The 26,696-nt window shown below is 66.5% G+C and carries 28 protein-coding genes; 8 read left to right on the top strand and 20 right to left on the bottom strand.

Annotation, left to right across the window (positions count from 1 at the left end):
* The first annotated feature begins 48 nt into the window (after nt 1–48).
* Nucleotides 49–1,008 (top strand): M14 family metallopeptidase, encoded by a 960-nt coding sequence (locus tag E1742_RS00625; protein ID WP_134382798.1) that lies wholly within the window; start codon nt 49–51, stop codon nt 1,006–1,008.
* Here the strand turns inward: E1742_RS00625 and E1742_RS00620 are convergent.
* Both E1742_RS00620 and sugE read right to left on the bottom strand, forming a co-directional pair.
* A complete protein-coding gene (locus tag E1742_RS00620; protein ID WP_134382796.1) occupies nt 1,005–1,964 on the bottom strand; it encodes a 4-hydroxyproline epimerase in 960 nt (319 codons plus the stop codon). The two genes, E1742_RS00625 and E1742_RS00620, sit on opposite strands and share 4 nt — an antisense overlap.
* Before the next feature lie 12 nt (nt 1,965–1,976).
* Complete coding sequence (gene sugE, locus E1742_RS00615; RefSeq protein ID WP_134382794.1) at nt 1,977–2,297, bottom strand: quaternary ammonium compound efflux SMR transporter SugE; 321 nt, start codon at nt 2,295–2,297, stop codon at nt 1,977–1,979.
* Nucleotides 2,298–2,496: 199 nt separating this feature from the next.
* Here sugE and E1742_RS00610 point away from each other — a divergent pair, with 199 nt between their 5' ends.
* Nucleotides 2,497–2,802 carry an ArsR/SmtB family transcription factor gene (locus tag E1742_RS00610; RefSeq protein WP_134382792.1) on the top strand — a complete coding sequence of 102 codons (306 nt, stop codon included), beginning with the start codon at nt 2,497–2,499 and terminating at the stop codon, nt 2,800–2,802.
* A gap of 50 nt (nt 2,803–2,852) precedes the next feature.
* Nucleotides 2,853–3,905 (top strand): alkene reductase, encoded by a 1,053-nt coding sequence (locus E1742_RS00605; RefSeq protein ID WP_134382790.1) that lies wholly within the window; start codon nt 2,853–2,855, stop codon nt 3,903–3,905.
* A 79-nt stretch (nt 3,906–3,984) separates the two neighbouring features.
* Here E1742_RS00605 and E1742_RS00600 read toward each other — a convergent pair whose 3' ends face one another.
* Together E1742_RS00600 and E1742_RS27190 are read right to left on the bottom strand one after the other, a co-directional pair.
* Complete coding sequence (locus tag E1742_RS00600; protein ID WP_307721900.1) at nt 3,985–4,641, bottom strand: MBL fold metallo-hydrolase; 657 nt, start codon at nt 4,639–4,641, stop codon at nt 3,985–3,987.
* A gap of 77 nt (nt 4,642–4,718) precedes the next feature.
* Nucleotides 4,719–4,952 (bottom strand): hypothetical protein, encoded by a 234-nt coding sequence (locus E1742_RS27190; protein WP_307721899.1) that lies wholly within the window; start codon nt 4,950–4,952, stop codon nt 4,719–4,721.
* 283 nt (nt 4,953–5,235) lie between these two features.
* On the opposite strand from E1742_RS27190, the gene E1742_RS00595 reads away from it, so the two are divergent.
* A complete protein-coding gene (locus E1742_RS00595) occupies nt 5,236–5,856 on the top strand; it encodes a 1-acyl-sn-glycerol-3-phosphate acyltransferase (protein WP_134382788.1) in 621 nt (206 codons plus the stop codon).
* Nucleotides 5,857–5,897: 41 nt separating this feature from the next.
* On the opposite strand, the gene ureG is transcribed toward E1742_RS00595, so the two are convergent.
* The 13 genes from ureG to E1742_RS00530 all read right to left on the bottom strand — a co-directional run bounded on the left by ureG (nt 5,898) and on the right by E1742_RS00530 (nt 17,739).
* A complete protein-coding gene (ureG, locus tag E1742_RS00590; protein ID WP_134387897.1) occupies nt 5,898–6,521 on the bottom strand; it encodes an urease accessory protein UreG in 624 nt (207 codons plus the stop codon).
* Between the two features lie 11 nt (nt 6,522–6,532).
* Entirely contained in the window at nt 6,533–7,213 is a 681-nt protein-coding gene (locus E1742_RS00585) for an urease accessory protein UreF (protein ID WP_134387896.1), read from the bottom strand.
* On the bottom strand, nt 7,213–7,722 hold the full coding sequence (gene ureE / locus E1742_RS00580; protein ID WP_134382786.1) for an urease accessory protein UreE: 510 nt from the start codon (nt 7,720–7,722) through the stop codon (nt 7,213–7,215). The genes E1742_RS00585 and ureE overlap by 1 nt, the downstream gene beginning before the upstream one ends.
* 28 nt (nt 7,723–7,750) lie before the next feature.
* Nucleotides 7,751–9,451 (bottom strand): urease subunit alpha, encoded by a 1,701-nt coding sequence (gene ureC / locus E1742_RS00575; RefSeq protein WP_134382784.1) that lies wholly within the window; start codon nt 9,449–9,451, stop codon nt 7,751–7,753.
* Nucleotides 9,448–9,765, bottom strand: a complete 318-nt coding sequence (locus E1742_RS00570) for an urease subunit beta (RefSeq protein WP_134382782.1) — start codon at nt 9,763–9,765, stop codon at nt 9,448–9,450. Before E1742_RS00570 ends, ureC begins: the two co-directional genes overlap by 4 nt.
* Before the next feature lie 7 nt (nt 9,766–9,772).
* The gene (locus E1742_RS00565; protein ID WP_134382780.1) at nt 9,773–10,075 is read right to left on the bottom strand and encodes an urease subunit gamma; all 303 of its coding nucleotides are present in this window, start codon (nt 10,073–10,075) and stop codon (nt 9,773–9,775) included.
* An 11-nt stretch (nt 10,076–10,086) separates the two neighbouring features.
* Complete coding sequence (locus E1742_RS00560) at nt 10,087–10,926, bottom strand: urease accessory protein UreD (protein WP_134382778.1); 840 nt, start codon at nt 10,924–10,926, stop codon at nt 10,087–10,089.
* Nucleotides 10,927–11,097: 171 nt separating this feature from the next.
* Complete coding sequence (locus E1742_RS00555; RefSeq protein WP_134382776.1) at nt 11,098–11,331, bottom strand: hypothetical protein; 234 nt, start codon at nt 11,329–11,331, stop codon at nt 11,098–11,100.
* Nucleotides 11,332–11,393: 62 nt separating this feature from the next.
* Nucleotides 11,394–11,906, bottom strand: a complete 513-nt coding sequence (locus E1742_RS00550) for a hypothetical protein (RefSeq protein WP_134382774.1) — start codon at nt 11,904–11,906, stop codon at nt 11,394–11,396.
* 73 nt (nt 11,907–11,979) lie between these two features.
* Nucleotides 11,980–13,752, bottom strand: coding sequence for a DUF885 domain-containing protein (locus E1742_RS00545; RefSeq protein WP_134382772.1), 1,773 nt, complete (start codon nt 13,750–13,752; stop codon nt 11,980–11,982).
* Complete coding sequence (locus E1742_RS00540; RefSeq protein ID WP_134382770.1) at nt 13,749–15,407, bottom strand: SulP family inorganic anion transporter; 1,659 nt, start codon at nt 15,405–15,407, stop codon at nt 13,749–13,751. Before E1742_RS00540 ends, E1742_RS00545 begins: the two co-directional genes overlap by 4 nt.
* A 302-nt stretch (nt 15,408–15,709) precedes the next feature.
* Entirely contained in the window at nt 15,710–16,162 is a 453-nt protein-coding gene (locus E1742_RS00535) for a hypothetical protein (RefSeq protein ID WP_134382768.1), read from the bottom strand.
* 104 nt (nt 16,163–16,266) lie between these two features.
* The gene (locus E1742_RS00530; RefSeq protein WP_134382766.1) at nt 16,267–17,739 is read right to left on the bottom strand and encodes a GGDEF domain-containing protein; all 1,473 of its coding nucleotides are present in this window, start codon (nt 17,737–17,739) and stop codon (nt 16,267–16,269) included.
* 207 nt (nt 17,740–17,946) lie between these two features.
* Here E1742_RS00530 and E1742_RS00525 point away from each other — a divergent pair, with 207 nt between their 5' ends.
* Both E1742_RS00525 and ku read left to right on the top strand, forming a co-directional pair.
* Nucleotides 17,947–18,954 (top strand): SDR family oxidoreductase, encoded by a 1,008-nt coding sequence (locus E1742_RS00525; protein ID WP_134382764.1) that lies wholly within the window; start codon nt 17,947–17,949, stop codon nt 18,952–18,954.
* Nucleotides 18,955–19,002: 48 nt separating this feature from the next.
* A complete protein-coding gene (gene ku / locus E1742_RS00520) occupies nt 19,003–20,145 on the top strand; it encodes a non-homologous end joining protein Ku (RefSeq protein ID WP_134382762.1) in 1,143 nt (380 codons plus the stop codon).
* Between the two features lie 66 nt (nt 20,146–20,211).
* Here the strand turns inward: ku and ligD are convergent, their stop codons facing one another.
* Nucleotides 20,212–22,935 carry a DNA ligase D gene (ligD, locus tag E1742_RS00515; RefSeq protein ID WP_134382760.1) on the bottom strand — a complete coding sequence of 908 codons (2,724 nt, stop codon included), beginning with the start codon at nt 22,933–22,935 and terminating at the stop codon, nt 20,212–20,214.
* A gap of 182 nt (nt 22,936–23,117) precedes the next feature.
* Here ligD and E1742_RS00510 point away from each other — a divergent pair, with 182 nt between their 5' ends.
* Nucleotides 23,118–23,450: a hypothetical protein gene (locus E1742_RS00510; RefSeq protein ID WP_134382758.1), complete on the top strand. Its 333-nt coding sequence runs from the start codon at nt 23,118–23,120 to the stop codon at nt 23,448–23,450.
* A 166-nt stretch (nt 23,451–23,616) separates the two neighbouring features.
* On the top strand, nt 23,617–24,918 hold the full coding sequence (locus tag E1742_RS00505; protein WP_134382756.1) for an MFS family transporter: 1,302 nt from the start codon (nt 23,617–23,619) through the stop codon (nt 24,916–24,918).
* Nucleotides 24,919–24,972: 54 nt separating this feature from the next.
* On the opposite strand, the gene bla is transcribed toward E1742_RS00505, so the two are convergent.
* Together bla and E1742_RS00495 are read right to left on the bottom strand one after the other, a co-directional pair.
* Complete coding sequence (bla, locus tag E1742_RS00500; RefSeq protein WP_166793374.1) at nt 24,973–25,818, bottom strand: subclass B3 metallo-beta-lactamase; 846 nt, start codon at nt 25,816–25,818, stop codon at nt 24,973–24,975.
* A 4-nt stretch (nt 25,819–25,822) separates the two neighbouring features.
* Complete coding sequence (locus E1742_RS00495; protein WP_166793373.1) at nt 25,823–26,470, bottom strand: purine nucleoside phosphorylase YfiH/LACC1 family protein; 648 nt, start codon at nt 26,468–26,470, stop codon at nt 25,823–25,825.
* Nucleotides 26,471–26,696: the final 226 nt, after the last annotated feature.

Genomic DNA, 26,696 nt, shown 5'->3' with positions numbered 1-26,696 from the left:
TGCCGCTAGAATGATGCTCCCCGCTTGCTCCGAGACCCAGAGGCCCCGATGACCGCCACCGCCGCGCTGCAGTTCCGCTCCGTGACCTATACCGGCCTGGGTGCCGGACCCAGACTGATCGTCACGGGCGCCGTGCACGGCAACGAAACGGCGGGCACGCAGGGCATCCTGCGCGTCATGCGGCAACTCGACAGCGGCGCGCTGACCATTGCCGCCGGCAGCGTCACGTTCGTGCCGGTGACCAATCCCCTCGCCTACGCCAAAGGCGAACGGGCGGGCGAACGTAACCTGAACCGCAATCTGTTCCCTACCGATAGCCCCGAGGACTTCGAAGACCGCGTGGCGAACTGGCTGTGCCCCCTGCTGGCGGCCCACGACGTGCTGCTGGATCTGCACTCGTTCAATGCGCCGGGCGAGCCGTTCGTCATGGTCGGGCCGCGCGACAACGACGGGCCGCTGGAGCCGTTTTGTCACGAGGCCGAAGAACGCGCGCTGGCGCGGGTGCTGGGCGTGCGCAGATTCGTCGATGGCTGGCTGCGGACCTACGGTGCGGGCGTGCAGCGCCGGCTGAGCGGCGACAGCCGGCTGCAAACGGTGCTGCGCTACGGCGTCGGCACGACGGAATACATGCGCACGACGGGCGGCTACGCGCTGACGCTCGAGTGCGGCCAGCATGACGACCCACAGGCGCCCCGCGTGGCGTGGCAGGCGATCATGAACACGCTGGCGCACCTGCGGCTGATCGAGGCGCCGGCGCCAATGGCGATCGCGCGCGATAGGATGGAGGCGCTGTCGATGATGGAGGTGCACGACAAGATGCACGACGACGATGTCTTCACCCGACCCTGGTCCAGTTTCGACCGCGTCGCGGCGGGCGCGGAGATCGGCCGGCGCGCCGACGGCACGCCGGTGCTGGCGCCGTACGATGCGATGATGCTGTTCCCCGACACCGCTGCCCGCGCCAACCAGGAGTGGTTCTACCTGGCGCGCACTGTCGCCGATTTTTAGGTCCCAGGCGCAATGCCCCAGCCAAACGGATCGCCGTCATCGACCAGCAGACGCGCCTCGCTGTTGACCCAGGCACGTCCGCGGATCGACGGCAACACCAGCTCGCCGTCCATCCGCGCTTCGATCCGGTAGCTGCCTTCGAACACGCTGCCGATGATGCTTTGCTGGCGCCACACGACGCCGGGCGCCAGCTTGCCGTCCGCCGCCAGGCACGCCAGCTTGGCGCTCGTGCCCGTGCCGCAGGGCGAGCGGTCGTACGCCTTGCCCGGACAGAGCACGAAGCTGCGGCTGTCCGCCTCCTGCGCGCTGCGCGGCGCGCCGAACACTTCGATGTGATCGATCGCCGCGCCGTCGTCGCCGGTGATGCCATGGGCGGCCAGCGCGTCGCCGACGGCCACGCAGAACGCCGTCAGCGCGTCGATTTCCCCGGGCACGACGGCAAACGGATGCGCGCCGATCAGGAAGAACCAGTTGCCGCCCCACGCCACGTCGCCCGTCACCGGGCCGTGACCCGGCACCTCGACCTGGACCGCATGGCGCGTGCGCCGCGCCGGCACGTTGTCGACGGTGACGCTGCCATCGTCATGCAGGGTTGCCATGACAACGCCCACGGGGGTGTCGATGCGGTGCACGCCGGGCTTGACGCGCCCCATGTGTGCCAGCGACACGACCAGGCCGATCGTGCCGTGGCCGCACATGCCGAGATACCCTACATTGTTGAAGAAGATGACGCCCGCGACGCAGTCGGGCGCATGCGGTTCGCACAACAGCGCTCCCACCAGCACGTCCGAGCCGCGCGGCTCGCAGACGGTGGCGGTGCGGAAGCGGTCGTACTGCTCGCGCATGCGCGCCAGCCGTTCGGACAGCGGGCCGGACCCGAGGTCGGGGCCGCCCCCGACGATCAGGCGGGTCGGCTCGCCGCCCGTGTGGGAATCGACGATCGAAATGGACTGCATGCGGTGGCCCCGTCAGTGCGGCGACAGCAGCTTCAGGCCGACGATGCCGGCCACGATCAGCCCGATGCACAGCAGCCGTGCGGCGCCGGCCGGCTCGCCCAGCACGATCATGCCGAACGCGGCGGTGCCGACGGTACCGATGCCCGTCCAGACGGCGTAGGCCGTGCCAAGCGGCAGGTGGCGCAGCGCCAGGCCCAGCAAGCCGATACTGCCCAGCATTGCCAGCAGCGTCAGGCCACTGGGAACGAGCCGCGTAAAGCCGGCCGTATATTTCAACCCGACGGCCCACGCGACTTCCAGGAGGCCCGCGAAAAACAGGAATATCCAGGACATAAACTCTCCAAATTATGGCAAGGTCGTCCCTGCCTGAACCCGGCGGCGTTCGAGCCGGCGGGGTCGTCCCCGCGGGTGGCTCGACAGTATATCATTCCGCCCTTGCAAGATTTCGGGCATCGCCTGCAGGCGCCCCGCCTATATCGTAGAATACCAATATGCACATCGGCGAATGCCGATGCAAGCATCGGAGAAACCCATGACTGAACTCGACATCGACGCGATCCACAAGGCGCTGGCCAATCCTGTGCGGCGCCAGATCCTCGCGTGGCTGAAGGAGCCGGACACCTATTTTTCGCAGCAGTTGCATCCGGTCTCGCTGGGCGTGTGCGCCAGCATGATCGACCAGCGCTGCGGCCTGTCGCAGTCGACGGTATCGGGCCACCTGGCGATCCTGCAAAAGGCCGGGCTGGTGACCGTGACGCGGCTGGGACAGTGGAATATGTTCAGGCGCAACGACGAAGTCATCCAGGGTTTCCTCGACCATATGAACCTCGGTCTGTAACGGCCCGCGCCCGCGCGGCGGCCGGCAGCGCCTCATCACAGGAAGAGAAAATGACCACACTGTTCGATCCCGTCACCGTTGGCGACCTGCCCCTGAAAAACCGCGTCATCATGGCGCCGCTGACCCGCGCCCGCGCCCGCGAAGGTCGCGTGCCCAACGCGCTCATGGCCGAATATTATGCGCAGCGTGCCAGCGCCGGCCTGATCCTGTCCGAGGCCACGTCGGTCACGCCGCAGGGCGTCGGTTACGAGAACACGCCCGGCATCTGGTCCGACGAGCAGGTGGAAGGCTGGAAGCTCGTCACGCAGGCCGTGCACGCACGCGGCGGCAAGATCTTCATGCAGCTGTGGCACGTGGGCCGTATCTCCGACCCGAGCCTGCTGAACGGCGAAGCGCCCGTGGCGCCAAGCGCCATTGCCGCTCAGGGCCACGTCAGCCTGCTGCGCCCGATGCGCCCCTACCCCGTGCCACGCGCCCTGACGACGGCCGAGGTTGCCGATGTGGTGGCGGCCTACCGCCTGGGTGCGGAAAACGCGAAAAAGGCCGGCTTCGACGGCGTCGAGATCCACGGTGCCAACGGCTACCTGCTCGACCAGTTCCTGCAGGACAGTACCAACCAGCGCACCGACCAGTACGGCGGGCCGGTCGAAAACCGCGCCCGCCTGCTGCTGGAAGTGACGGACGCGGCCATCGCCGTCTGGGGCCCCGACCGCGTCGGCATGCACCTGGCACCGCGCAGCGACTCGCACGACATGGGGGACTCCGATCCGGCCGGCACGTTCGGCTACGTCGCGCGTGAACTGGGCAAGCGCAAGATCGCGTTCATCTTCGCACGGGAAGCCGTGGGCGAAGACAGCCTGGGCCCGCTGCTGAAGAAGCAATTCGGCGGCATCTATATCGCCAACGAGCAGTTCAGCCTGGAAGCGGCGCAAAAGGCCCTGGACGAGGGAACCGCCGACGCCATCGCCTGGGGCAAGGATTTCATCGCCAACCCGGACCTGCCGGAGCGCCTGCGGCTGCGCGCGCCGCTGAACCCGCTGCGTCCGAATGTCATCTACGGCAACGGCCCGGAGGGGTATACGGACTACCCGGCGCTGGCGTAAGCGGCTGTCGGATAGTCGGTCGTTCTTCGCAAAAAAAGGTCGCCGCGGCGACCTTTTTTTGTCTCAGCCTGGCCCCGCCTCAGCGCGGCACGGTGTAGTTGACGGGAACGAACTCGTACCCCTTGCCGCTGCTGCGCAGATGGCCCAGACCCGGGAACGGCAGATGGGCGGCACCGATCAGGTAGCCACCCTTGGCCGCTTCGGCAAACGCGGCCTTGCGGGCCGCCAGCGCCGCCTTGCTGTCGCTGTCGAAGGCAATCGTCACGGACGGGTCGTCGAACTGGACGAACTTCGCGTGCATGATGTCGCCCAGCAGCACCAGCTTCTGGCCGCGGCTTTCCACGACATAACTGGTGTGCCCTGGCGTATGGCCGTAGCTCGACGTGGCGCGCACGCCCGGCACCAGCTGCGTGCCGCCGCTGAACGGCTGCAGCTTGTTGGCGCCCGCATACGGCCCCAGCGCGCCCTGGGCGCCCTGGAAGTAGCCCTTCTTGTCGGCCGGTGCGGCATCCATTTGCGTCTTGCTGAGCCAATAGTCGGTGTCATGCCGGTCGGCGCGCACGACAGCATTCGGAAAGGCCGGCTTGTCGCCCGTATTCAGGCCGCCGACATGGTCCGGATGCATGTGCGTGATGAAGATCTCATCGATCTGCTCGGGCTGGTAGCCGGCAGCCTTGATGCTGGTCAGCAGCTTGCCCAGGGTGGGGCCGAACAGGTTGCCGGCGCCGGCGTCCACCAGTACCAGCTTGCTGCCCGTGTTGACCAGGAAAGCGTTGACGGACGTCTCGACGGGCGCGCTGAGGAAGTTGCGGCTCAGCGCCCCTCGATTTTGGCCTTGGGCGCTTGCAGCAGCTTGTCCATCGGCAGATCGACGGTGCCGTCGCTGACGACCGTCACTTCGAAGTCGCCCACCATCGTGCGGTAGAAACCGGGCGCCTGGGTCTTGACCATCGGTGCCGCAGCCAGGGCGGCATTGCCGGCCAGCGCCAGCGCGGCGAACGGAACGGCAGCCAGCGCGACGCGGCGCAATATAACGTTACGGGACATCGTATTGTTCCTTTATGTTCTGGATGTACGGCACGCTACCTTACCCCAAATGGCGCACCTTCGCCTGCCACGGCTACGGCACTGCCGGGCACGGGAACGACAGACGGTCCGCAGCGCTGCTGCGGAAACGTTTTTTCATTCTGGCAACTGTGCTTGCCCTGCCTCTTGCGAACGGGATAGAATTTCGTCCGCGGTTTTCACAACGTGAAACGTGCGTCACGTCGGCTGTCGCGCCGCTCTCGCGCAATGCGCCCCACGCCCATGCCATTCACAGGAACAATGCATGACCAATTACAGGCTCGAGCCTGCCCAACTGCCCACACGACGACAGCGCCTGGCGTTGCGCGTGCTGCATCTGTTTGGCTGGAAAATGATGTATCGCCCCCTGCCGGGACCGCGCGGCATCCTGGTGGTTTACCCGCATACGTCGAACTGGGATTTCCCCATCGGCCTGTTCAGCAAATGGGCCGTGGACCTGCCGTTCCTGTGGCTGGGGAAGGATTCGCTGTTCCGGATTCCCGTGCTGGGCAAATGGTTCCTCGCGCTGGGCGGGCAGCCCGTCGACCGCAGCGCGGCCAGCGGCATGATCCGCGCGCAGGCCGCGCGCATGAACGCGGCGCCGTGGTACTGGCTGACCATCACGCCGGAAGGCACGCGCGGCTACCGGCCGCACTGGAAAAGCGGTTTCTATCACCTGGCCATGGAAGCGCAAGTGCCGCTGTGCCTGGTCTACCTCGATTACGCGAACCGGATCCTCAGCATGGCGGACCACGTCTGGCTGACGGGCGACCAGGAGCGCGACATGGCAGCCATCCGCGCCGTGTACGAGGGGATCCAGGGCAAGCACCCGGAGAACGCGGCGCCCATCGTGCTGTCGGAGCGGCGCGAAAGTCCACGTAACTGAGCACGCGTCCGAGCACGCAACGAAGCCCCGCCGACGGGCGCTTACCCGGAGGCTTCCATCAGACCGTGCTCGCGGATGAACGCGATCACCTTGTCGACACCGTCGCCCCGCTTCAGATTGGTGAACACGAACGGCCGGTCGCCGCGCATGCGCGCGGCATCGCGTGCCATCACGCCCAGGTCGGCGCCCACGTGCGGCGCCAGATCCGTCTTGTTGATGATGAGGAGGTCCGAGCGCGTGATGCCGGGCCCGCCCTTGCGCGGGATCTTCTCGCCGGCCGCCACGTCGATCACGTACAGCGTCAGGTCGGACAGCTCGGGACTGAACGTGGCCGCCAGGTTGTCGCCGCCCGACTCCACCAGGATCAGGTCCAGGTCGGGAAAGTCGGCCTGCATCCGGGCGATCGCCTCCAGGTTGATCGACGCGTCCTCGCGGATCGCCGTGTGCGGGCAGCCGCCCGTCTCCACGCCCATCAGCCGCGCGGCCGGCAGCGCGTCCGCGCGCAGCAGGATTTCCATGTCCTCGCGGGTATAGATGTCGTTGGTGATGACGGCCATGTCGTAGCGCTCGCGCATGCCCTTGCACAGCATCTCGCACAGCGCCGTCTTGCCCGAGCCGACCGGCCCGCCGATACCGACCCGCAGCGGGTCCGATCCCATCTTCATCGTGATTCCTTTCATGATCTGTACAGGCGGCTGTACTGCACCTCGTGCCGCATCGACAGCATCGAGAACGCCGGCGACCAGTTCGACAATTCCCGGTCTGCCAGCGACCGGGCCCGCAGCGCGGCCACTTCCAGTTCCGGGCGCAGCGACAGCAGCAGCTTCTGTCCCGCCACCTGCCCCAGCGGCACGGACTTGACGCAGACCAGCACCTGGTTTTCCGCCCACGCAAACAACAGCCCGAGCAGCGCCTCCTCGTGCGGGATGGCCAGCGCGGCGACAGCGCACGCATACGCCGCCGGTAGCGGCACTTCGCCATGCGCCTGCAGCATCGCCAGCGCGCCCTCGTCAGCGATGCCCAGTTCGCCGATCAGGCGGGCCAGCGAGAAGCCCATCTGCACCGTCTCGGCACGCAGCTCGGACGTGTCGCGCGACGCCAGGAACTGTTCCGACAGCTCGGCCGCCAGGGGCGCATCGCGCGCCGTGAACGCCGCCATCAGCCGCCACGTCATGGGCGCCTCCCAGGCTGCCACGACGTCGTGCAGCTGGTGCACGATCCAGCGCCTGGCGCTGTCCGCATCCGTTACCAGGCCGCCTTCCAGGGCCGCTTCCAGCCCCTGCGAGTAGCTGTAGGCACCGATTGGCAGCGACGGGCTGGCCAGCTGCAGCAGGTGCAGCAATTGCGCCGCGCCGATCATGCCGGGTCGCCCGGACGGTGGATGCGCTGGCGCAGCGGCACGGGTGCCAGCGGGCCGTGGTCGTGGTGGTGACCGCCGCCGTGGCTGCCATACGCGCCGGACTCGGGCTCGAACGGCGCCAGTTGCTCGCGCACCGTGGCACCGAGGCCGGCCAGCATCTCGCGCAGCACGGCATCGGCGCGGATGCGCAGGAAGCCGTCGCCCACCTGGGCCTGGGTGTGCCGGTTGCCCAGGTGGAAAGCGCAGCGCAGCAGCGCGTGGGCATTCTCGCAGGTGACCTTATAGGTCGCCTCGGGTGCCGCCTCGATCCGGACCACGCGGCCATCGTCGCCCTTCAGCAGGTCGCCGTCGCGCAGCACGGTGCCGCGCACCGTAAAGATGGCGACGTCCTCGCCCGTGTCGAGCGTGGCGCGCAGGCGGCATTTTTCGCGCAGCTCGTACGGCAGCACCAGGCGGCCGTCGACCGGCGCGCGCGGGTCGTTGATTTTCGTGTGCAGTGTCAGCATGGTGTCTCCGGGGAACGGAACAGGCGAATCAAAAGAGAAAATAGCGCTGCGCCATCGGCAGCACGGTGGCCGGTTCGCTCGTCAGCAGACGGCCGTCGGCCCGCACTTCGTAGGTCTCCGGGTCCACTTCCATCACCGGCGTGGCGCCGTTGTGGATCATGTGGTGCTTGCGCAGCTGGCGCATGCCGCGCACGGGGATCAGCGTCTTCGACAGCCCGAGCGCCGTGCCGATGCCGGCGTCGAATGCGGCCTGCGATACAAAGGTGAACGATTTTTTCAGGCCGCCGCCGAACGCGCCGAACATGGGCCGGTAATGCACGGGCTGCGGCGTCGGAATCGACGCGTTTGGGTCGCCCATCTGCGCCGCCGCGATCACGCCGCCCTTCAGGATCATCGACGGCTTGACGCCGAAGAATGCCGGCTTCCACAGGACGATGTCGGCGATCTTGCCCACCTCCAGCGAGCCGACGGCGTGCGCCACACCATGCGTGATGGCGGGGTTGATGGTGTACTTGGCGATATAGCGTTTTACGCGGAAGTTGTCGTTGCCGGCACCGTCCTCCGGCAGCGCGCCGCGCTGCACCTTCATCTTGTGCGCCGTCTGCCAGGTGCGCAGGATCGTTTCGCCCACCCGTCCCATCGCCTGCGAGTCCGACGACATCATCGAGATCGCACCCAGGTCGTGCAGGATGTCCTCGGCGGCGATCGTCTCGCGGCGGATGCGCGATTCGGCGAACGCCACGTCCTCCGCGATGGCCGGATCGAGGTGGTGGCACACCATCAGCATGTCCAGGTGCTCGTCCAGTGTGTTGACGGTAAACGGCCGGGTGGGATTGGTCGACGACGGCAGCACATTGGCCTGGCCGACGGCGGCGATGATGTCCGGCGCATGGCCGCCGCCCGCGCCCTCCGTATGGAACGTGTGGATGGTGCGGTCCTTGAACGCGGCCAGCGTGTCCTGCAGGAAGCCGCCTTCGTTGAGCGTATCGCTGTGCAGTGCGACCTGGATGTCGAAGCGCTCCGCCACACTCAGGCAGTTGTCGATGGCGGCCGGCGTGCTGCCCCAGTCCTCGTGCAGCTTCAGGCCGATGGCGCCGGCGCGGATCTGCTCTTCCAGCGGCAGCGGCAGGCTAACATTGCCCTTGCCGAGAAAACCGAGGTTCATCGGGAATGCATCGGCCGCCTGCAGCATCGCGTGCAGATGCCACGGCCCCGGCGTGCACGTGGTTGCCGCCGTGCCGACAGCGGGACCGGTGCCGCCGCCGATCATCGTCGTCACCCCGCTCATCAACGCTTCCTCGATCTGCTGCGGGCAGATGAAGTGGATATGGCTGTCCACGCCGCCCGCGGTGACGATCATTCCCTCGCCGGCAATGATCTCGGTGGCGGCGCCGATCGCCATCGTCACGTCGGGCTGGATGTCGGGATTGCCGGCCTTGCCGATGGCGGCGATGCGGCCGTCCTTCAGGCCGATGTCGGCCTTGACGATGCCCCAGTGATCGACGATGACGGCATTGGTGATGACGGTGTCCATCACCAGCGCGTGCGCGCGCTGCGACTGGCCCATGCCGTCGCGGATCACCTTGCCGCCGCCGAACTTGACCTCTTCGCCGTAGGTCGCGCAGTCGCGCTCGATCTCGATGAACAGCGCCGTGTCCGCCAGGCGGATCCGGTCGCCCGTGGTGGGGCCGTACATCTCGGCATAGGCGCGGCGCGAGATCGTCGTCAAGGCTTGTCCTTCAGCTTGCCCATCACCTTGCCGGAGAAACCGTACACCTCGCGGTCGCCTTCCAGCGCCACCAGTTCCACGGTGCGCTGCTGGCCCGGCTCGAAGCGCACGGCGGTACCCGCAGCGATATTCAGGCGCCGGCCGTACGCCTTCCAGCGTTCGAACGACAGCGCGCTGTTGACTTCGAAAAAATGGAAATGGGAGCCGACCTGGATCGGCCGGTCGCCCTTGTTGGCAACGACGACGGTGTCCGTCTCGCGGCCCGCGTTCAACGCGATCTCGCCTGCCTGCAGCTGGTATTCGCCGGGAATCATGGTGGCCTCACACGATGGGGTTGTGGACGGTCACGAGCTTGCTGCCGTCCGGGAAGGTGGCTTCGACCTGGATGTCCGGGATCATTTCCGGGACGCCTTCCATGACCTGGTCGCGCGTCAGGATCTTTGTCCCGTCGGACATCAGCTGCGCCACGCTCTTGCCGTCGCGGGCGCCTTCCAGCAGCGCCGCGCTGATCAGCGCCACGCTTTCCGGGTGGTTCAGTTTCAGGCCGCGTGCCAGGCGGCGCTCGGCCAGCAGGCCGGCCGTGAAGATCAGCATCTTGTCTTTTTCGCGGGGTGTCAGGTCCATGAGGTTTCCTTTCAGGTGCGCCAGCTGCGCGGGTCGGCGGGCTCGCGGGCCAGCACGGCCGGCCGCAGCAGCCGCCACGCGGCCAGCATGATGTCGCGCGCGGCCTCGCTGTCGTCGCCCAGCCAGCGCACGGCAAGCAAATATTTCATCTGGGTCGCACCGAAGTGCGGAACGTCGGCCAGGGCGCGGACTGCCTGCAATACGTCCGGCGGGACTTGTGGCCCACAGGCCAGCAGCGTGGCGCAGACGCTGGCACCGGCCATGCCGACGGGGCTTTCTTGCAGCCCGGGCGTCAGCGCGCCCTGCTCCCACCACAGCAGCCGGCCGCCGCGGCGGATCGACATGCGCTGGCCGATGCGGCCGGTGTTGAACGTCTCGCCGGCGGCGCGCCGGCCCAGGCACAGGATTTCGCAGCCCAGGTAGGCGGCATCGGGCGCCAGCGTGACGTGATGATCCAGCTCGACGTGGGCATCGTTGAAGAGAATGGTTTCCTGCGGCAGCCATTCGAGCGAGCCGCCAGCGGCGACGTCCAGCGTCACCTGCTGGTGCGCCACCTTGCCATTGGCGCGGTACCACTTGGCCGCACCGGGCGTGGTCAGGAATGCGTGGGCGGTCTCGCCGACATGGACGTCAATGGCGAGACGGTCGCCGCCCACCACACCGCCGGGCGGATGCACGACGATCGCATGGCAGATTGCCGGATCTTCCGGATACAGCGCCTTCTGCACGCGCAGCGGGCCGCTGTGCTCGCGCTGCGCCAGCCGGGTCACGCCACCGTCGCGCCGGAAGCCCAGCCGCAGGCGGGCCTGCCAGGCGGCGGTGGTAACGGAATCGGGGTGGCAATCGGGCATGGGCTTGGCACTGGTGGCAGACCTCCCATCAGATGCAAGGAGCGTGCCAAGCTACGAGGGACCCGGGACCGACGGCTGCCCGGTCCGCCGCACCAGAATGGTGCGCGAATATGCCCGGTGCCCGGAAAGAGGACGCGCTTGCCTGTCAAGGCAGCGCGCCCAGCGCCACCGTCAACCGGTCAGGGTGACCGGCTCGCTTTCGTCCATCGTGTAGCGCAGGTTGCGCAGGCCATTAATGCGCAGCAGCTCGCGCACGGTCAGGCCGCTCGGGTCCGCACTCTGGCGGTTGGCACGATGTTCGTGGCGCAGCACCTCGCCGACGATTTCCACGTCGCGCAGGCGGTAAGGCGGGTTGACGACCAGCGGCTGGTCGAGATCGTTGTACCAGATCTGATAAAGAGGCATCGGTGAAACTCCGGGTTGTCAGGGCGCTATGATACCCGACAGCGCCCTGGCATACACACACGCTATTCGTCAGTCAGCGTTGCCAGCAGCAGGAACTCCTGGCCGCACGGCTGGCCGGCGCAGATGGCCGGCTTGTAATCCTGCAGCAGCAGCGCGTTGCCGACAAATCCCGTCAGAAATTCGTTGGGCGCATCCAGCACCCGCACGGAAACCGGTTTGCCGTCGGGGCCTACCGTGACTGCGGCGCGTAGCAGGCCGGCCTTGATCAGCGACCGGTCCAGCCGGGCCAGCAGGCGGAAGATCGGGTTCAGTCCGTAGGCCGGGAACGGCGGTTCGTCGTTCTCGCCCAAGCGTTCATAGGCACCCCGCACCACGTCGCGCTGAGCAGCGCTGAGGTCGGCGTAGCGCTTGTCGAATGGCACCGCAGAAAACGCGACGTTGCGCGCGACGTGGCTGCCGGTGCGCGGCGCATCCTTGAACTTGTAGATGGCTTCGGTCTTGGCCCCGGCAGCGGATGCGCTGCCGGCCGCCAGCAGCAGCGCCGCCAGCGCGGCGGTACGGAGAATGACGTTCATGCGGACCTCCTTCACAGTGGAAAGACTCACTGTAGAAGTCGTTTCCCGTCCGCATGTTGCAGTTACTCAACGGTCAATACGGCCCCTTCCCGCCTTCCGCAATAAATCGCTCGATGCGTGCCTTCAGCACCGGCAGCGGCACGGAGCCCAGCTCCAGCACCGTGTCGTGGAAGGCGCGGATGTCGAACTTTGCACCCAGCGCCGCTTCCGCCTGGCGGCGCGCGTCGATGATCGCCATCTCGCCGAGGTAGTACGACAGCGCCTGGCCCGGCCAGGAAATATAGCGGTCCACTTCCGTCTCCACTTCATGGCGGGACAGCGCGGTATTCTCCATCAGGTAGCGCTGCGCCTGCTCACGCGTCCAGCCCTTGGCATGGATGCCGGTGTCGACGACCAGGCGGGACGCGCGCCAGGCCTGGTAACTGAGCATGCCGAATACCTCGTACGGTGTCTCATAGATGCCCATCTCGGTGCCGAGGCGCTCTGAATACAGCGCCCAGCCTTCGCCGTAGGCGGAGATATAGGCATTGCGGAACGCCGGACGGCCCTTCTGCTCCAGCGCCACCGGCATCTGGAACGCATGGCCCGGCGCGGATTCGTGCAGGGTCAGCGCGGGCAGGCTGTACAGCGCGCGCGCCGGCAGGTTGTACGTGTTGACGAGGTAGACACCCGGGCCGCCGCGGCCGGACGTGTAGTACGGCGCCTGCTCCGGCGGCACGGGGATGATGGCAAAGCGGCTGCGCGGCAGGCGGCCGAAATACTGCTCCGCCTTGCCGTCGAATTTCTTGGCGATCCAGGCCGCGCGCATCAGCAGCTCTTCCGGCGTCTTGGCATAGAAGCGCGGATCGGTACGCAGGAAGTGCAGGAATGCCGGCAGGTCGCCGTCGAACTTCACGTCCTTCATCACCTGCGCCATCTCGGCGCGGATCTTCGCCATCTCCGCCAGGCCGATGTTATGGATCTCGTCGGCCGTCAGGTTCGTTGTCGTGAACTCGACGATCTTGGATTGATAGTAGGCCTTGCCGTCAGGCAGGCGTTGCGCCGCCAGGTTGTCCGTGGCGCCCGGCACGTACTGCTCGCGCATGAATTTGAGCAGCGCCGCATGGGCCGGGATGACGGCCGTGCGAATGGCGGCCAACGCCGCCTCGCGCAACGACGCCTGTTCGGCCGCCGGTATCGTCGCCGGCATGTCCTTGAACGGCTTGAAGAACGCCGTGTCCTCCGGCTTCGCGTCCGCCACGGCGACGAGCGAGCCGTCGCGGCCCTGCAACGTCACCTTCGGCGGCGTGAAGCCGCGCGCCAGGCCGGCACGCATGTTCGCCATTTCGTCGTTGAAGTAGCGCGGCACGTCGTTCAGCTGGGCCACGTAGGCGCGGTACTCCGCCGCCGTGCGGAACGTCTTGCGCGCTTCGTACGTCAGGTTCGACCAGAACGCCGAGTCGGCGTTGAGCGGCTTCTCATATTCGCGGAAGCGCTGGTTGTCCAGCAGCGCGGCAATCTGCGCGCGGTAGACGGCGTAGTTGATGCGCTCCGGCGCCGACAGCCGCTTCTCGTCGATGGCGTCGAGCCGGCGCAGCGTCTCTTCCCAGTAGCGCTGGCGTGCCAGTTGGGTCGGCGCGTCGATTTTCGGCAGCGTGGCGCGAATCCCGCTGGTGTCGTCCTCGGCATCCTCCAGGCGCTGCGACTGGCGCCACTTCCATTCCTGCGTGTAGATCGCGCGGAACTGGTCGTCCAGCGATTTCGTGGCGGCTCCCGCCTTGGCGACCGCGTTCGCGCCCGCGTTGGCACCTACATGCGCGCCCAGCAGCAGGCAGGCGGCCAGCATGGCCGCGTTCATCTCTTTCATCGGGGTTCCTTGTCAGGGTAGTTCTCGTTGTTGAGGAAATCGCTGGCAATTGCCGTGCTGAGGAAGATGCGGCCATTGAGCGTATCGGGCAGGCTGCTGGCCCGCAGCCGGTCCATCACGGGCCCTTTTACTTCGGCCAGGTGCAGGTGGATGCCGCGCGTGCGCAGGCTGGCATTGAGCTCCTGCAGCGCGAACAGCGCCGTCGTGTCGATCGAACTGACGGCCGACATGGCCAGCACCAGGTGGCGCGTGGACGGATGCGCGCGCAGCTCGTCCTCGATCCGCTCGTTGACGGCCTCGACGTTGCCGAAGAACAGATTGGCATCCACCCGCAGGATCAGCACCGCCGCGCACGTGGTGGCGGCGTAGCGGTCGACGTTGCGGAAGTGCTCCGTGCCGGGGATGCGCCCCAGCACGGCGATATGCGGGCGGCTGGCGCGCCAGATCAGGGTGCCCATCGACAGCACGACGCCGACGACGACACCGGCCTCCACGCCCAGCGCCAGCACGCCGACGCAGGTGACGAGCCACGCCAGCGCGTCGCCGCGGTCGTAGTGCCACGCGGTGCGCAGCGTATCGAGCTGCAGCATGCCGAGCACGGCGACGATGATCGTCGCCGCCAGGGTGGGCAGCGGCAGCAGCGCCAGCCAGCCGGTGGGCAGCACCAGCGCGGCGGCCAGCAGCGCGGCGGAAATCACGCTGGCCAGCGGCGTATTCGCGCCAGCGGCAAAATTGACGGCGGAGCGCGACAGGCTGCCCGTGACGGGAAAGCCCCCCGACGCCATGCTGGCGATATTGGCCGCGCCCAGCCCCACCAGCTCCTGGTTGCTGACCAGCTTTTCGCCCCGCTTCTGCGCCAATGTCTGCGCGGCGGACATGCTGATCAGGAAGACAATGAAGCCGATCAGCAGGCCCGGTTGCAACAGCGCCTGCCAGTGCTGGCTGGACGTGGCCAGGTTGAGCTCCGGCAGACCGGCGGGTACTGGTCCCGTCACGGCCACGCCGCGCGCCGGCAGATCCAGTGCGGACACCAGGCCAATGGACGCCAGCACGATGACCATCGGTGCCAGCTTGGCCGCCACGTCGGCCGCGCTTTTTGTCAGGCCGCAGCGCGCCAGCAGCGGCGCCAGGTAGGCCCGCGCCAGCACCAGCAGCACAAGCGAACCGAGTCCCAGCGCGGCGCTGGGCAGGTGCGCGTGCGGCGGCGCCGCGCCCAGCAGCGGCTTGACCTGGCCCCAGGCAATCACCAGCGACGAACCGACGGTAAAGCCGCTCATGACGGGACGTGAGAAGAAGCTGGCGAGAAAACCCAGGCGCAGCAGGCCGCACAGCAGCAGCACGGCGCCGGCGACCAAGGCCAGTTGCGCCGCCAGCACCCCATGCAGCGCCGTGCCGGCCGGCGCCAGCGGGCCGATGGCCGCCGCCGTCATCAGCGACACGATCGCCATCGGTCCCACCGATTGGGTCATGCTGCTGCCGAACAGCGCGTAGACAAGCGGCGGCAGAATGCTGGCATACAGTCCCGCCACCGGCGGCAGGCCCGCCACCAGCGCATACGCCATCCCCTGCGGGATCATCATCATCGCCACGACGATACCCGCGCCGATGTCCCCCGGCAGCGCGGCACGGCGGTAGCGCCTCAGCCAAAGCAGCATTGCAGTTCCGTTACTCTGTCAAAGGCAGAAGCCTACCACGGCCGAGCTGATGACAGGACGCCAGACTGCCGCGCCGCCGGGGGACAGGCATGGGTTCCTCCGACGCCGCGGTGTCGCGCCGCGCATTCCGACACTGGACGGACAGCAGCACTTCCGATGTTCGAAGGGCACCTGCCCGGGGGAGTGAGGACAGGCGCCACCTTCGTCCTTCCGTACGAGAAGGACCTGGCGGCGGGCGGACGCCAGCCAGACGTCGCAGGCCAGGAACATCGCGCAGGACTTGGCGGGCGATCCGGCGCCGTTCAGACCACCCGGATCGTCCCGCCCTGGCGCTCGAACTGACGCCGCGAGACCTGCCTGGAGACCGTCGCGCAGGTATGCGGACTGTAGATGTCGCGATACATCAGGCGCGGCGCCTTTTCGATCTTGCGGAACTGCTGGAACGACAGCGTGGCGATGTCGACGTCGTACACGGGTTCCTCGACAGCGACGAGCCAGCAGCTGACCAGATCGGTGCGGTGCAGGAGCTTGTTGATCCGCGCTTCAAGTTGCAGGTAGCCGGCGGTGTCCGTCATCGCATTTGCCAGCTCGCTCGCCGTCATGGCCGTCACGACGATGTCAGGGCGCTCGACGCTGGTGAGCGACACCCAGCCCATCGTGACAAGGTCCGTGTCGGCCGAGAACTGCGCGACGGGAAAGGTCTTGCCGGTTTGCTCGGACGTCAGCCAGAGAATTGTTTGGTGGTTTGGGGGCATGCGGGTCGGGTAGAACGAGGGATGTGCGTTATAAGCATCCGGCCGGATGCAAAAGCTCAATGCGCTGCAGTCGGGACGGCTGTGGAACCCTGCACCCGGGCGTATCAGCCAGCCACCTCCACGCAATTGCGCCCTGCCCGCTTGGCGCCGCGCATTGCCGTGTCGACCCGGTCGATGGCGGACGTGGCGCCTTCGTCCGGCGCCACGTGAGCGACGCCAAGGCTGATCGTCACGTGATCGCAGCCAGGCAGCTGCGTCCCCGCCACCGCTTCGCGCAGCTTCTCGGCCAGCCGGCGTACTTCGGCGGCGCCCGTGTGCGTGGCGACGACAAGGAACTCCTCGCCACGCATGCGCACCAGCGTGTCGGACGCGCGCAGGCGCGACTGGATCGTTTGCGCCACCGCGCGCAGTGCGCCGTCGCCGATCGGGTAGCCGTAGGCGTCGTTCACGCAGCGAAAGTTATCGATGCCGAGGGCGATGATGGCCAGCGGAATGCCGTAGCGGCGCGCGCGCCGGATCTCCGCCGCCAGCAGCTCCTCGCCAGCGCGGCGGTTGATGGCCCCGGTCAGCGGGTCGAACGTGGCCAGTTCCGTCAGGCGCGCCGCCAGTGCTTCGTTCTGCTGCTTCAGGTCGCTCATGGCCAGGCCGCTGCCGATCGATTGCGCCAGGCTGTTGAAGCAGGCGAAGCCCTCGCGCGACAGCTGGACGACGCGGTCGAACATCACGCAGATCGCACCCAATACCGGCCCGCCCTGCTCGCCGCGCAGCGGCAGCGCCAGCACCATGCGCACGCCCCGTTCGTGCAGCGCCAGCGCGAGCGCCGGATCGCCCATTTTTTCGGGCGCGTCCAGCAGCACGGGCTCGCCCGAGCGGACGGCCAGCAACGGTGGGAAGACATCGGCAAAGGGAGAAGCCAGCAGGTCTTCGCCCCGCTCCAGCAGGCGCACCAGATCCAGGTGATTGCGGCTTTCCTGCGCCAGCACCGCCACGTTGCCCTCGCGCTGGCGCAGCAGCGCCGTGTGCCGCACGCCGGGGTAGCTGCACAGTGCCGCGCACACTTGCGCAGCCAGGCGCGCGCCATCGTCGACCTGCGCCATGGCGCGCTGCACGCTGCGCTGGAGCGTCAGCAGGTCGCGCAGCTCGCGTTCCTTGTCCAGAAGCTGCTGACGGGCGAGCGCCTGCGCATCCGGCACGGCACGCAACAGCGCTTCGACGGCGCTGCGCAGCTGCGGTGCGGGCAACGGGAGAATGGCATACTGCAGCGGCCCGTGTGCCAGCAGCTCCGGCAGCCATGCGGTATGCGCGTAAGGGCACAGCACCATCGTGGGCGCGCCGTTGCGGGTGCGGACCAGCATCGACAGCGCGGCCAGCTGCGCGGTATCGCCCGGCATGCTGCCGGCCAGGTCGAGCACCAGCAGTCCGACGGCGCCGCGCGCCATGCGCTCGACCGCGGCGCTTGCCGTGTCGACCAGGTACAACCTGTCAAAACTTTCGCCGCAGGCGGCGCGGAACAAGTCCCGCCGGGCGGCTTCCGGATGAACGAACAGGCCAATGCGGCCAGGACCGGATTCCGACATGCTTTACAAACTCCCACAGATATGACGCAGATGCCGACAGTTTGCCAGACTGTACAAAAATAACAATAGTATTTAACTTAAAACACTATTTCCACGTCGCCCGCGGCGGCGCTCGCACGCATGTGTGCGCAAGCGCACTGTCGCAACACGTCCGATTGACAATACTGACCCTTCGTATTTCTCACGCTTACCCATGGAGAACACGCAATGTCGAATTCGCAGAACAGTCAGAACGAATCACTCAACCAGGCCGGCAATGTCGGCAACCTGCAGCGAGAAATCCAGCAGGAGCAGGACGCGCGCGACGCGAACAAGTCCGAAGGCGGCGGCGACGAAAAGGGGGGCGTGCAAGCCGGCACGCACGACTTCCCGGATGGCGACTTCCCCAGCCAGCACCTGGAGAAACCCGGCATCGAAGCCGACATGGAACTGAAGCCCCAGTTCATGGCACCCGGCTACAAGGGCAGCGGCAAGCTCGAAGGCATGAGCGCCATCGTCACGGGCGGCGACTCGGGCATCGGCCGCGCGGTGGCCGTGCTGTACGCGCGCGAAGGTGCGGATGTGGCACTGGTCTACCTGGCCGACGAGCAGGAAGACGCCGTCGAAACGCAGCGTTGCATCGAGGCGGAAGGCCGCCGCTGCATCCTCATTCCCGGCGACGTGCGCGACATGGCCTTCTGCAAGCACGCCGTCGATGAAACACTGCAGGCATTCGGCAAGATCGACATCCTCGTCAATAACGCGGCCTTCCAGGAGCACGCGGACTCGCTCGAGGACCTGACGGAAGAGCGCTTCGACCTGACGATGAAGACCAATATCTACGGCTACTTCCACATGGCCAAGGCCGTGCTGCCGCACCTGAAGAAGGGCGCGTCGATCATCAACACCGGCTCGGTGACGGGCCTGCAGGGGTCGTCGAAGCTGCTGGACTACTCGTCCACGAAGGGCGCGATCCATGCATTCACGATGTCGCTGGCGTCGAACGTGCTGGAGAAAGGCATCCGCGTCAACGCCGTCGCGCCGGGCCCGGTCTGGACGCCGCTGAACCCGGCCGACCAGACGCCCGAGAAAATCTCGCAGTTCGGCCAGAGCACGGACATGAAACGTCCGGCCCAGCCGGAAGAACTGTCGCCGGCATATGTGTTCCTGGCCGCGCCAAGCTGCGCCAGCTACATCACCGGCATCATCCTGCCGATCACCGGCAGCGTCGGCTGAACCCCGAGGGCGGCGCAAGCCGCCCTTTAACCGCAGGAGGACACCATCATGGCACGCTCGCTCTGGAAAGGCGCCATCAGTTTCGGACTGGTCCACATCCCGGTCGAGCTGTACTCGGCCATCAAGCAGAACGAGCTCGATCTGACGATGCTCGACAAACGCGACTTCTCGCCCATCGGCTACAAGCGCTACAACAAGTCGAACAACAAGGAAGTCACGTGGGACCACATCATCAAGGGCTACGAATACGCGGACGGCGAATACGTGGTGCTGTCGGATGAAGACCTGCGCCAGGCCAACGTCAAGGCCACGCAGACGATCGACATCCAGGCATTTGTCGATGCCGAGGATGTTCCGCTGACGTACTACGAGACGCCCTACTACCTGGCGCCAGGCCGCGGCGGCGCGAAGGTCTATGCCTTGCTGCGCGAAACGCTGCGCCGGGCCGGCAAGATCGCCATCGCCACTGTGGTCATCCGCACCAAGCAGCACCTGTGCGCACTGGTGGCGGCCGAAGACGGCATCATCATGAACACCTTGCGCTACGCGGACGAGATCCGCGACACGGAAGGCCTGGACCTGCCGGAAAAAGGCATGAAGGCCACCGGCATCAAGGAAAAGGAACTGGAAATGGCGCTCTCGCTCGTGGAAGGGATGAGCGAGGAATGGGCGCCGGAGCAGTACCACGACACCTATAAAGATGATGTGCTTGCCCTGGTCGAAAAGAAGATCAAGGCGAAGCAGACCAAAACGATCACGATGCCGTCCAAGGACGGCGACGAGGAAGCGCCCAGCTCGAACGTCATCGACCTGGTCGCGCTGCTGAAGCAGTCGCTCGGCGCCAAACCCGGCAAGGGCAAGGCGGCGCAAGCGGCCGAGGAGGAGGAGGAGGAGGAGCAGACCGACGAGGCGGACGAGGACTCGGACGACGACGAACCGCCGCCGAAGGCACGCCGGCCGGTGCCGCGGGGCAGTGCCGGCAGCGTGAATGCCCGGAGCAGCGGGTCCACGGGTTCCGCCAGCAAGAGCACTGCTACCGCCAAGGCCAAGGGCAGCCCGGCCAAGGCCGCCGCGTCGAAAACGGTGGCGAAGAAGGCCGCGGCAAAGCCTGCAGCCAAGCCGGCGGCTAAGAAGGCGGTCGCCAAGCCGGCCGCATCGAAGTCCTCGAGCACGCGCCGCAAGGCCGCATGATGCTGAGGCCAGTGGCACCTTCCGGTGCCACTGGCCTGCTTATTCCAGCTCCAATCCCCGGACGACTCAGGGCCCCGTGTACCCCAGCTGCTTCATCGCCTTGGTGATGCTGACGGCACTCTTCGCGTAATCCGCCCACGGCGTGTTGCCCTCGTCGAGCCGGTCGTGCACGGTGGCGACCGTCCAGTGATCGCCGCCGCGCAGGTGTTCCAGCTCGCTCCAGTCGACCGGCACCGAGATCCCCAGGCCGGCGCGCGTGCGGGCCGACCAGGCGGCAACGGTGGTGGCGCCGCGGCCGTTGCGCAGGTAGTCGATGAAGATCTTGCCGACACGGTTTTTAGGCCCGCTCTTGAACGCGAACCGGTCCGGCAGCGTTGCCGACATGTGTTCGACAATCGCCTTCGTAAAGCCCTTCATCGTATCCCAGTCGTGCTGCGGCTTGATGGGTACGACGACGTGCAGGCCCTTGCCGCCGCTCGTCTTGAGGAACGACGGCAGACCCAGCTCGGCCAGGAACGCCCGCATCAGCTGGGCCGCTTCCTGGATCTGCTTCCACGACACGTCCTGGCCGGGGTCGAGGTCGAAAATCATGCGGTTCGGCTTTTCGTAGTTCTTGCCGAACGCGTTCTGCGTGTGGAACTCGACGACGTTCCACTGCGCCGACGACAGCAACCCCTGCATCGTCGCCACTTCGAGCATCGGCGGATGGTCCGGGTCGAGCTCCTGCGGGAACTGCTTCACGCCGGGCAGCTTGCCTGTTTCCGAGTGCTTCTGGAAGAACAGCTCGCCGCCGACACCGGCGGGCGCCCGCACCAGCGCGACGGGCCGCCCCTTCAGGTGTTCCAGCATCAAGTCCGCCACCAGCGCGTAGTAGCGCACCAGGCCGATCTTGGTCGTGCCGCTGGCCGGGTCGATCAGGCGGTCCGGGTTCGTCACCTTCAGCGACGCCGGCAGCCGGCTGTCCGCGTCCAGTCCTGCCGGCGCGCGCTTTTCTTCGGGTTTTGCCGCGGCTTTCGTCTTTGCCGCCGGTTTTGCTTTCGCAGCCTTCGCCGCACTCTGTGTCTGCATGGTTCCCTCCACCAGCGTTTCCATATGAGCCGCCTTCTCGCGCGTCACGCTCGTTGCCTTCTTGTCCGCGCGCAGTCCCTGGAAGACGGAATGCCGGATCGAGCCGCTGCCCGTCCATTCGCCGAACGTCACCTCGGCCACCAGAGTCGGTTTGACCCAGTGCGCGCGCTTCTCGATCGCCTTGGTCGGCGCGAACGGGTTGGTGTCGCTGGCCAGCTTCTTCAGCCGGGCGACAATGTCGCGCAAGCCCGTTTCATTAAAGCCAGCGCCCACGTTACCGGCGTAGTGCAGCTTGCCGTCTTCGCCGTAGTACCCCAGCAGCAGGGAGCCGATGCCCACGCGCGATCCCTTCGGATCCGTATAGCCACCGATGACGAACTCCTGGCGCTGCGCGCATTTGAGCTTGATCCAGTCGGGCGAGCGGCGCGATACATACGTCGAATCGCGGCGCTTGCCGATGATGCCTTCGAGGCCCATCTGGCAGGCTGCAGCCACCATCTCCTGAGGCGGGGCGTCCAGTTCGGCCGAGTAGCGCACGACGTCGTTGCCCGCGCGGTCCATCACGGTCTTGAGCAGTTCGCGGCGCTGCGCCAGCGGCACGTCGCGCAGGTCGTAGCCGTCCAGGTAAGGCGCATCGAAGATGAAGTAGACGATATTGCTGGTCCTGGTGCCGTCGAACGCCTGCTGCAGCAGGCCGAAATTGGGCCGGCCGCTCGCGTCGTGGACGACGATCTCGCCGTCGTACCAGCCTTTCGGCAGCTTCATCTTTTCGATCGCGTCGCGCAAGGGTTCGAGCTTGTGCGTCCAGTCATTGCCGTTGCGCGTGATCAGGCGGATGTCCTTGCCATCCACGCGGGCCAGCAGCCGGTAGCCGTCGAACTTGATCTCGAACAGCCAGTCGTGCGGATCGCCGGGCGGCGCATCGACCAGCGTCGCCAGCTCGGGCGTGAACGTGTCGGGCAGCGCCACGCGGCTGCCGACTGCCGGCGCCTCCTTGCCGGCGCCCTTGCGGGCCGGCTTCTTCTCCACGGCGGTCTTTGCCGGTGCGCTCTTTGCCGGTGCGGTCTTTGCCGGCGTCTTGCCTGCTGCCGCTTTCTTGCGGGCCGGCGCCGCATGCTCGCGCGCCGTTTCCTCGGCCTCCCCGGCGGCCGGCGTCAGCTGCTCGGCCGTCGGCATGCCCAGCATCCTGACGCTGTCGGGCATCTCGTCGATGACGGAAAACTCGTCGGCGGAGCGCACGTAGTCGTCCTTCTCCTTGATCAGCAGCCACGGTTCCTGTTTCTCGCCCGAGCGTTTCATGCGGATCAGCACCCATTTGCCGCGCAGCTTGTGGCCACGCAGCTCGAACTTCAGGTTGCCGTCGCGGTAGCCCTGGTGCGGATCGCCGAGAGGATGCCACGTGCCCTTGTCCCAGATGATGACCTTGCCGGCGCCGTACTGCTTTTCCGGGATCGTGCCCTCGAAGTCGTTGTACGAAATGGGATGGTCTTCGACATGGACCGCCATGCGCTTGTCGTGCGTGTCGTAACTGGGCCCTTTCGGCACGGCCCAGCTTTTCATCGTGCCGTCCAGCTCCAGGCGAAAGTCGTAATGCAGCCGCGTCGCCCAGTGTTTCTGGATGACGAAGGTCAGTGCCTCCACCCCAACCTCGCCGCCCTCCGCCGGCTCCGGCGTGATGGCGAAGTTGCGCTTGGCTTTATAGGTTTTGAGGGAATCGTTCATGTTGCCACTGTAGGCGCCGCACGCGCAGCGTTCGGTACGTCAGCTAACAGAAGAGCGGCAATTTGTAACACTTGTAATCGGCGTCAACTGGTGTGAAACGGGCGGCGTTTTCTGCCCAGTGACACGTGCAGATTGGACTGCAAGGTGCACCACCCGGACTTTAACTTCTGAAGGAATACGTCATGAAAAAGATTATCGCCACCATGATCGCCGGTCTGTTCGCAGGCGCTGCATTCGCCCAAACCGCCGCGCCGGCCGCTCACGCCGATACGCATGTCGGGAAACAGGAAGCGAAGGAAACCAAGGCTGCTGCCAAGGCGGAAGCCAAGGAAGCGAAGGAAGTAGCCCAGGCCGACGCCAAAGTGGCAAAGGAATCGACCGAGGCGAAGAAGGACGTCGCCGAAGCAAAGGCCGATGCGAAGGAAAAGAAAGCCAAGGCACACAGCAAGGCAGCCCACAAGAAAGCTGACGCCAAGGAAGACAAGCACGACAGCGTCGCTGCGCAAACCCGATAACAAGGCCACTCTCAGGCTGCTACAAAACAATAACGAAAGTACCCCCTCCCTTGCCCCTGCCTTCCGGCGGGGGCTTTTTTCGTCGAACGGTGGATGCGCGCCAATCGGGCACGGCCTGAGGCGGTCCAGCCGGTATTATCGGGGCTCTGACTTAAGCGGAGCAACCATGTCCGATTCCACGACCTTCGACTCAAAACCCCACGACCACAAGATCCATAATCCTGTCTTCTCGATCATCGGTGCCTCCTCTGGCAACCTCGTCGAGTGGTATGACTTCTACGCCTACTCCTTTACATCGCTGTATTTTGCCGCTGCCTTCTTCCCGAAAGGCGACCCGACGTCGCAGCTGCTGAACACGGCCGGCATCTTCGCCGTCGGCTTCTTCATGCGCCCCCTGGGAGGGTGGCTGTTCGGGCGCATCGCCGACAAATACGGCCGGCGCAACTCCATGATGATTTCCGTGCTGATGATGTGCTTCGGCTCCCTGATGGTGGCATGCCTGCCCACGTACGCCAGCATCGGCCACTTCGCGCCGCTGCTGCTGCTGGTCGCGCGCCTGATCCAGGGCCTGTCGGTGGGCGGCGAGTACGGCACCAGCGCGACCTACATGAGCGAGGTGGCAGTCGCCGGCAAACGGGGCTTCTACGCATCGTTCCAGTACGTGACCTTGATCGGCGGGCAGCTGCTGGCAACCCTCGTCCTCGTCGTGCTGCAGCAGTTCCTGTCGCCGGAAGAGCTGCGCGACTGGGGCTGGCGCATCCCGTTCGTCATCGGCGCGGCGGCCGCCGTCGTGGCGCTGTTCCTGCGCCGCGCACTGGTCGAGACGACGACGGAAGCGTCGCGCAAGAACGCCCAGGCCGGCACGATCAAGGGCATCCTGCAGCACCCGCGCGCGCTGCTGACGGTGCTGGGCTACACGGCCGGCGGCTCGCTGGCGTTCTACACGTACACGACCTACATGCAGAAGTACCTTGTCAACACGGCGCACATGAATGCGGAAACGGCGACGCTCGTGATGACGGCCGTGCTGTTCTGCTTCATGCTGCTGCAGCCGGCGTTCGGCGCGCTGTCCGACCGCATCGGACGACGCAACATGATGATCTGCTTCGGCATCCTGACGATGCTGGGCACCGTGCCGCTGATGACGGCCATCGGCCAGGTGCAGACGCCGTTTGCCGCGTTGGCGCTGATCCTCTCGGCGCTCGCCGGCGTGAGCTTTTATACCTCCATCAGCGGCATCGTCAAGGCGGAGATGTTCCCGCCGGAGGTGCGGGCGCTGGCCGTTGGCCTGTCCTACGCCATCGGCAATGCGCTGTTTGGCGGCACCGCGGAATACGTGGCGCTGCTGTTCAAGTCGAACGGGCATGAGAGCGCGTTCTTCTGGTACGTTGCCGCCGTCTGCGCGGTCGCGCTGGCGGCTTCCTGGATCATGCCGGATTCGCGCCGGCATGGGTATCTGAAGGATTGACGTTGCCTGACCCTCAGCGATAGGCGCCTGCCCAGGTGCCTGTCGCCGAGGTTTTTACTTTTCGCCTGCAAGCTGCTTCGCCAGCCTCGCCTTCGCCTTCGCGCCATACTTGCGGCACGCTTCCGCATCGATGAACGCCGCGTTGCCCAGCTTTGCCTGCCGCGCCTTGCGCTCCCACAGCTCGCTGCCCTCCGGATGGGCCGAGATCAGCACGTCGCACCTGAATCCCGCGACTTTGGCGATCGAGGCTGCGACATCGGCGCGTGCCTGCGGGTAGCGCGGATCGCCGCCATACTTGAAGCCGTTCGCGCCGATGGCATTCAGGCTGTCGGCAAACACCATATCGACAGTGCGGCCGTTTTCCGTGGCCTGCCACGTCCAGCTCAGCCCTCCCCGGGTGTGGCCCGGCGTTTCGTGCGCCGTCAGCGCCAGCGGGCCGACGGTGACGACATCGCCGTCCTTCACGACCCGCGTCCTGGCAACGGGAGCCGTGTCCGGCAGGCTGCCCGCCTGCGGGTCCGCCTCATCCGGCTTGCCGCTGGCAAGCACGGGCACACTGTTGGCGCTGCCGATGACGGTGGCGCCGGACAGCCGTTGCAGCGCGGCGGTGCCGCCGATATGATCCCCGTGCGCGTGCGACGTGAGGATATATTTGATGTCCTCCACCTTGAAGCCCAGCTGCCGGATATGCGCGGCGACCGCCTGCGGCGATTTCTCGGTCCCGACGTCGATCAGGATGTGACCCTGCGGCGAGGTCACCAGCACGGCGCTGATCCCGCGCTGGCCGACATAATGGACGTTGCCATACATGGTGAACGGTTCCTGGGGCTCGTCCCAGTTGTGGGCAAGGGTGGGAGATGTGGACGAAGCAAGCAGCAGCGACAGCAGAAGTTTTTTCATTGTGTCAGTGGTCGTGGTGGATAAAAAGGCCGGCGTGCTGCTGCGAATTGCGGTCGCCGCGCCGGTAGCTGCGGAACAGGAAACTGCCATCGTCGGCGCGCGCGCAGTGCGTGCAACCGCCGACATGCTCGATGGCCGCCACGCCGCCCTCCTCCAGCTGGCGCTGCGCCAGCGCGCGCAGGTCGAGGTGGCGGTATGTCGGCACGATAGCGGCGCCAAAGCGCTGGACGAAACTGTCGGCCAGCTCGGCGCCGACCTCGTAGCACGCGGCGCAGATCGCGGGGCCGATGGCGGCAACCCAGTCGCCGCCGCCCAGCTGCGCCAGCGTTTGGCCAATGATGCCGTCGTACAGGCCGCGCCAGCCGGCGTGCACGGCCGCGACATGACCGCCGTCGCGGCGGGCGAGCAGCAGCGGGACGCAGTCGGCCGTGATCACGCTGACTGGAATGCCCGGCGTTGCGGTGTGAAACGCGTCGGCGTCGCCCACGGGCTGGCGCACTTCGACGATGTGGACGGCCCGCGTGCCGTGGACCTGGCGCTTGTTCGGGCGCTCGTCCCAGACGGGTTGCAAGACGGCAGGCACCAATTCCGCCGCCGTGCCGAAACCGTGGTGATTATTCGGGATCGTGTTCAACAGTGCGCTGGTGATCAAGCCGGTCTCCTTTGGTGGTCGGAATGATAACGCACCGCCTGCCCCCTGTGCGCATGGCCTTTGAGCAGCCCGCTTTTTTTTTGGAGCGATCGACGGCCTTCGAGGAGATCCGGGGTCCAACCCGGCGGGTCCGACCCCGGCACTTCTCAAGCGTCTCGATCGGACCTGCCCCCGGTTTGGTGACGCACGCAAAACGCCTATCCCCATAAAAAAAGCGGCGGCCCCG

Origin of the sequence: Pseudoduganella plicata, assembly GCF_004421005.1 — a bacterium.
Lineage (GTDB): Bacteria > Pseudomonadota > Gammaproteobacteria > Burkholderiales > Burkholderiaceae_D > Rugamonas > Rugamonas plicata.
This window is presented reverse-complemented; position numbering and strand designations above follow the sequence as displayed.

What these genes read in the sequence shown, in the direction of transcription:
- E1742_RS00605 (WP_134382790.1), top strand. Translation starts at nt 2,853, where the DNA reads ATGACCACACTGTTCGATCCCGTCACCGTTGGCGACCTGCCCCTGAAA.
- sugE (WP_134382794.1), bottom strand. Translation starts at nt 2,297, where the DNA reads ATGTCCTGGATATTCCTGTTTTTCGCGGGCCTCCTGGAAGTCGCGTGG.
- E1742_RS00555 (WP_134382776.1), bottom strand. Translation starts at nt 11,331, where the DNA reads ATGCCTCTTTATCAGATCTGGTACAACGATCTCGACCAGCCGCTGGTC.
- E1742_RS00545 (WP_134382772.1), bottom strand. Translation starts at nt 13,752, where the DNA reads ATGAAAGAGATGAACGCGGCCATGCTGGCCGCCTGCCTGCTGCTGGGC.
- E1742_RS00525 (WP_134382764.1), top strand. Translation starts at nt 17,947, where the DNA reads ATGTCGAATTCGCAGAACAGTCAGAACGAATCACTCAACCAGGCCGGC.
- E1742_RS00625 (WP_134382798.1), top strand. Translation starts at nt 49, where the DNA reads ATGACCGCCACCGCCGCGCTGCAGTTCCGCTCCGTGACCTATACCGGC.
- ureE (WP_134382786.1), bottom strand. Translation starts at nt 7,722, where the DNA reads ATGCTGACACTGCACACGAAAATCAACGACCCGCGCGCGCCGGTCGAC.
- E1742_RS00620 (WP_134382796.1), bottom strand. Translation starts at nt 1,964, where the DNA reads ATGCAGTCCATTTCGATCGTCGATTCCCACACGGGCGGCGAGCCGACC.
- ureG (WP_134387897.1), bottom strand. Translation starts at nt 6,521, where the DNA reads ATGAAGATGGGATCGGACCCGCTGCGGGTCGGTATCGGCGGGCCGGTC.
- E1742_RS00560 (WP_134382778.1), bottom strand. Translation starts at nt 10,926, where the DNA reads ATGCCCGATTGCCACCCCGATTCCGTTACCACCGCCGCCTGGCAGGCC.
- E1742_RS00570 (WP_134382782.1), bottom strand. Translation starts at nt 9,765, where the DNA reads ATGATTCCCGGCGAATACCAGCTGCAGGCAGGCGAGATCGCGTTGAAC.
- E1742_RS00535 (WP_134382768.1), bottom strand. Translation starts at nt 16,162, where the DNA reads ATGCCCCCAAACCACCAAACAATTCTCTGGCTGACGTCCGAGCAAACC.
- E1742_RS00565 (WP_134382780.1), bottom strand. Translation starts at nt 10,075, where the DNA reads ATGGACCTGACACCCCGCGAAAAAGACAAGATGCTGATCTTCACGGCC.
- E1742_RS00540 (WP_134382770.1), bottom strand. Translation starts at nt 15,407, where the DNA reads ATGCTGCTTTGGCTGAGGCGCTACCGCCGTGCCGCGCTGCCGGGGGAC.
- ligD (WP_134382760.1), bottom strand. Translation starts at nt 22,935, where the DNA reads ATGAACGATTCCCTCAAAACCTATAAAGCCAAGCGCAACTTCGCCATC.
- E1742_RS00530 (WP_134382766.1), bottom strand. Translation starts at nt 17,739, where the DNA reads ATGTCGGAATCCGGTCCTGGCCGCATTGGCCTGTTCGTTCATCCGGAA.
- E1742_RS00595 (WP_134382788.1), top strand. Translation starts at nt 5,236, where the DNA reads ATGACCAATTACAGGCTCGAGCCTGCCCAACTGCCCACACGACGACAG.
- bla (WP_166793374.1), bottom strand. Translation starts at nt 25,818, where the DNA reads ATGAAAAAACTTCTGCTGTCGCTGCTGCTTGCTTCGTCCACATCTCCC.
- E1742_RS27190 (WP_307721899.1), bottom strand. Translation starts at nt 4,952, where the DNA reads ATGTCCCGTAACGTTATATTGCGCCGCGTCGCGCTGGCTGCCGTTCCG.
- E1742_RS00550 (WP_134382774.1), bottom strand. Translation starts at nt 11,906, where the DNA reads ATGAACGTCATTCTCCGTACCGCCGCGCTGGCGGCGCTGCTGCTGGCG.
- E1742_RS00510 (WP_134382758.1), top strand. Translation starts at nt 23,118, where the DNA reads ATGAAAAAGATTATCGCCACCATGATCGCCGGTCTGTTCGCAGGCGCT.
- E1742_RS00505 (WP_134382756.1), top strand. Translation starts at nt 23,617, where the DNA reads ATGTCCGATTCCACGACCTTCGACTCAAAACCCCACGACCACAAGATC.
- ku (WP_134382762.1), top strand. Translation starts at nt 19,003, where the DNA reads ATGGCACGCTCGCTCTGGAAAGGCGCCATCAGTTTCGGACTGGTCCAC.
- E1742_RS00610 (WP_134382792.1), top strand. Translation starts at nt 2,497, where the DNA reads ATGACTGAACTCGACATCGACGCGATCCACAAGGCGCTGGCCAATCCT.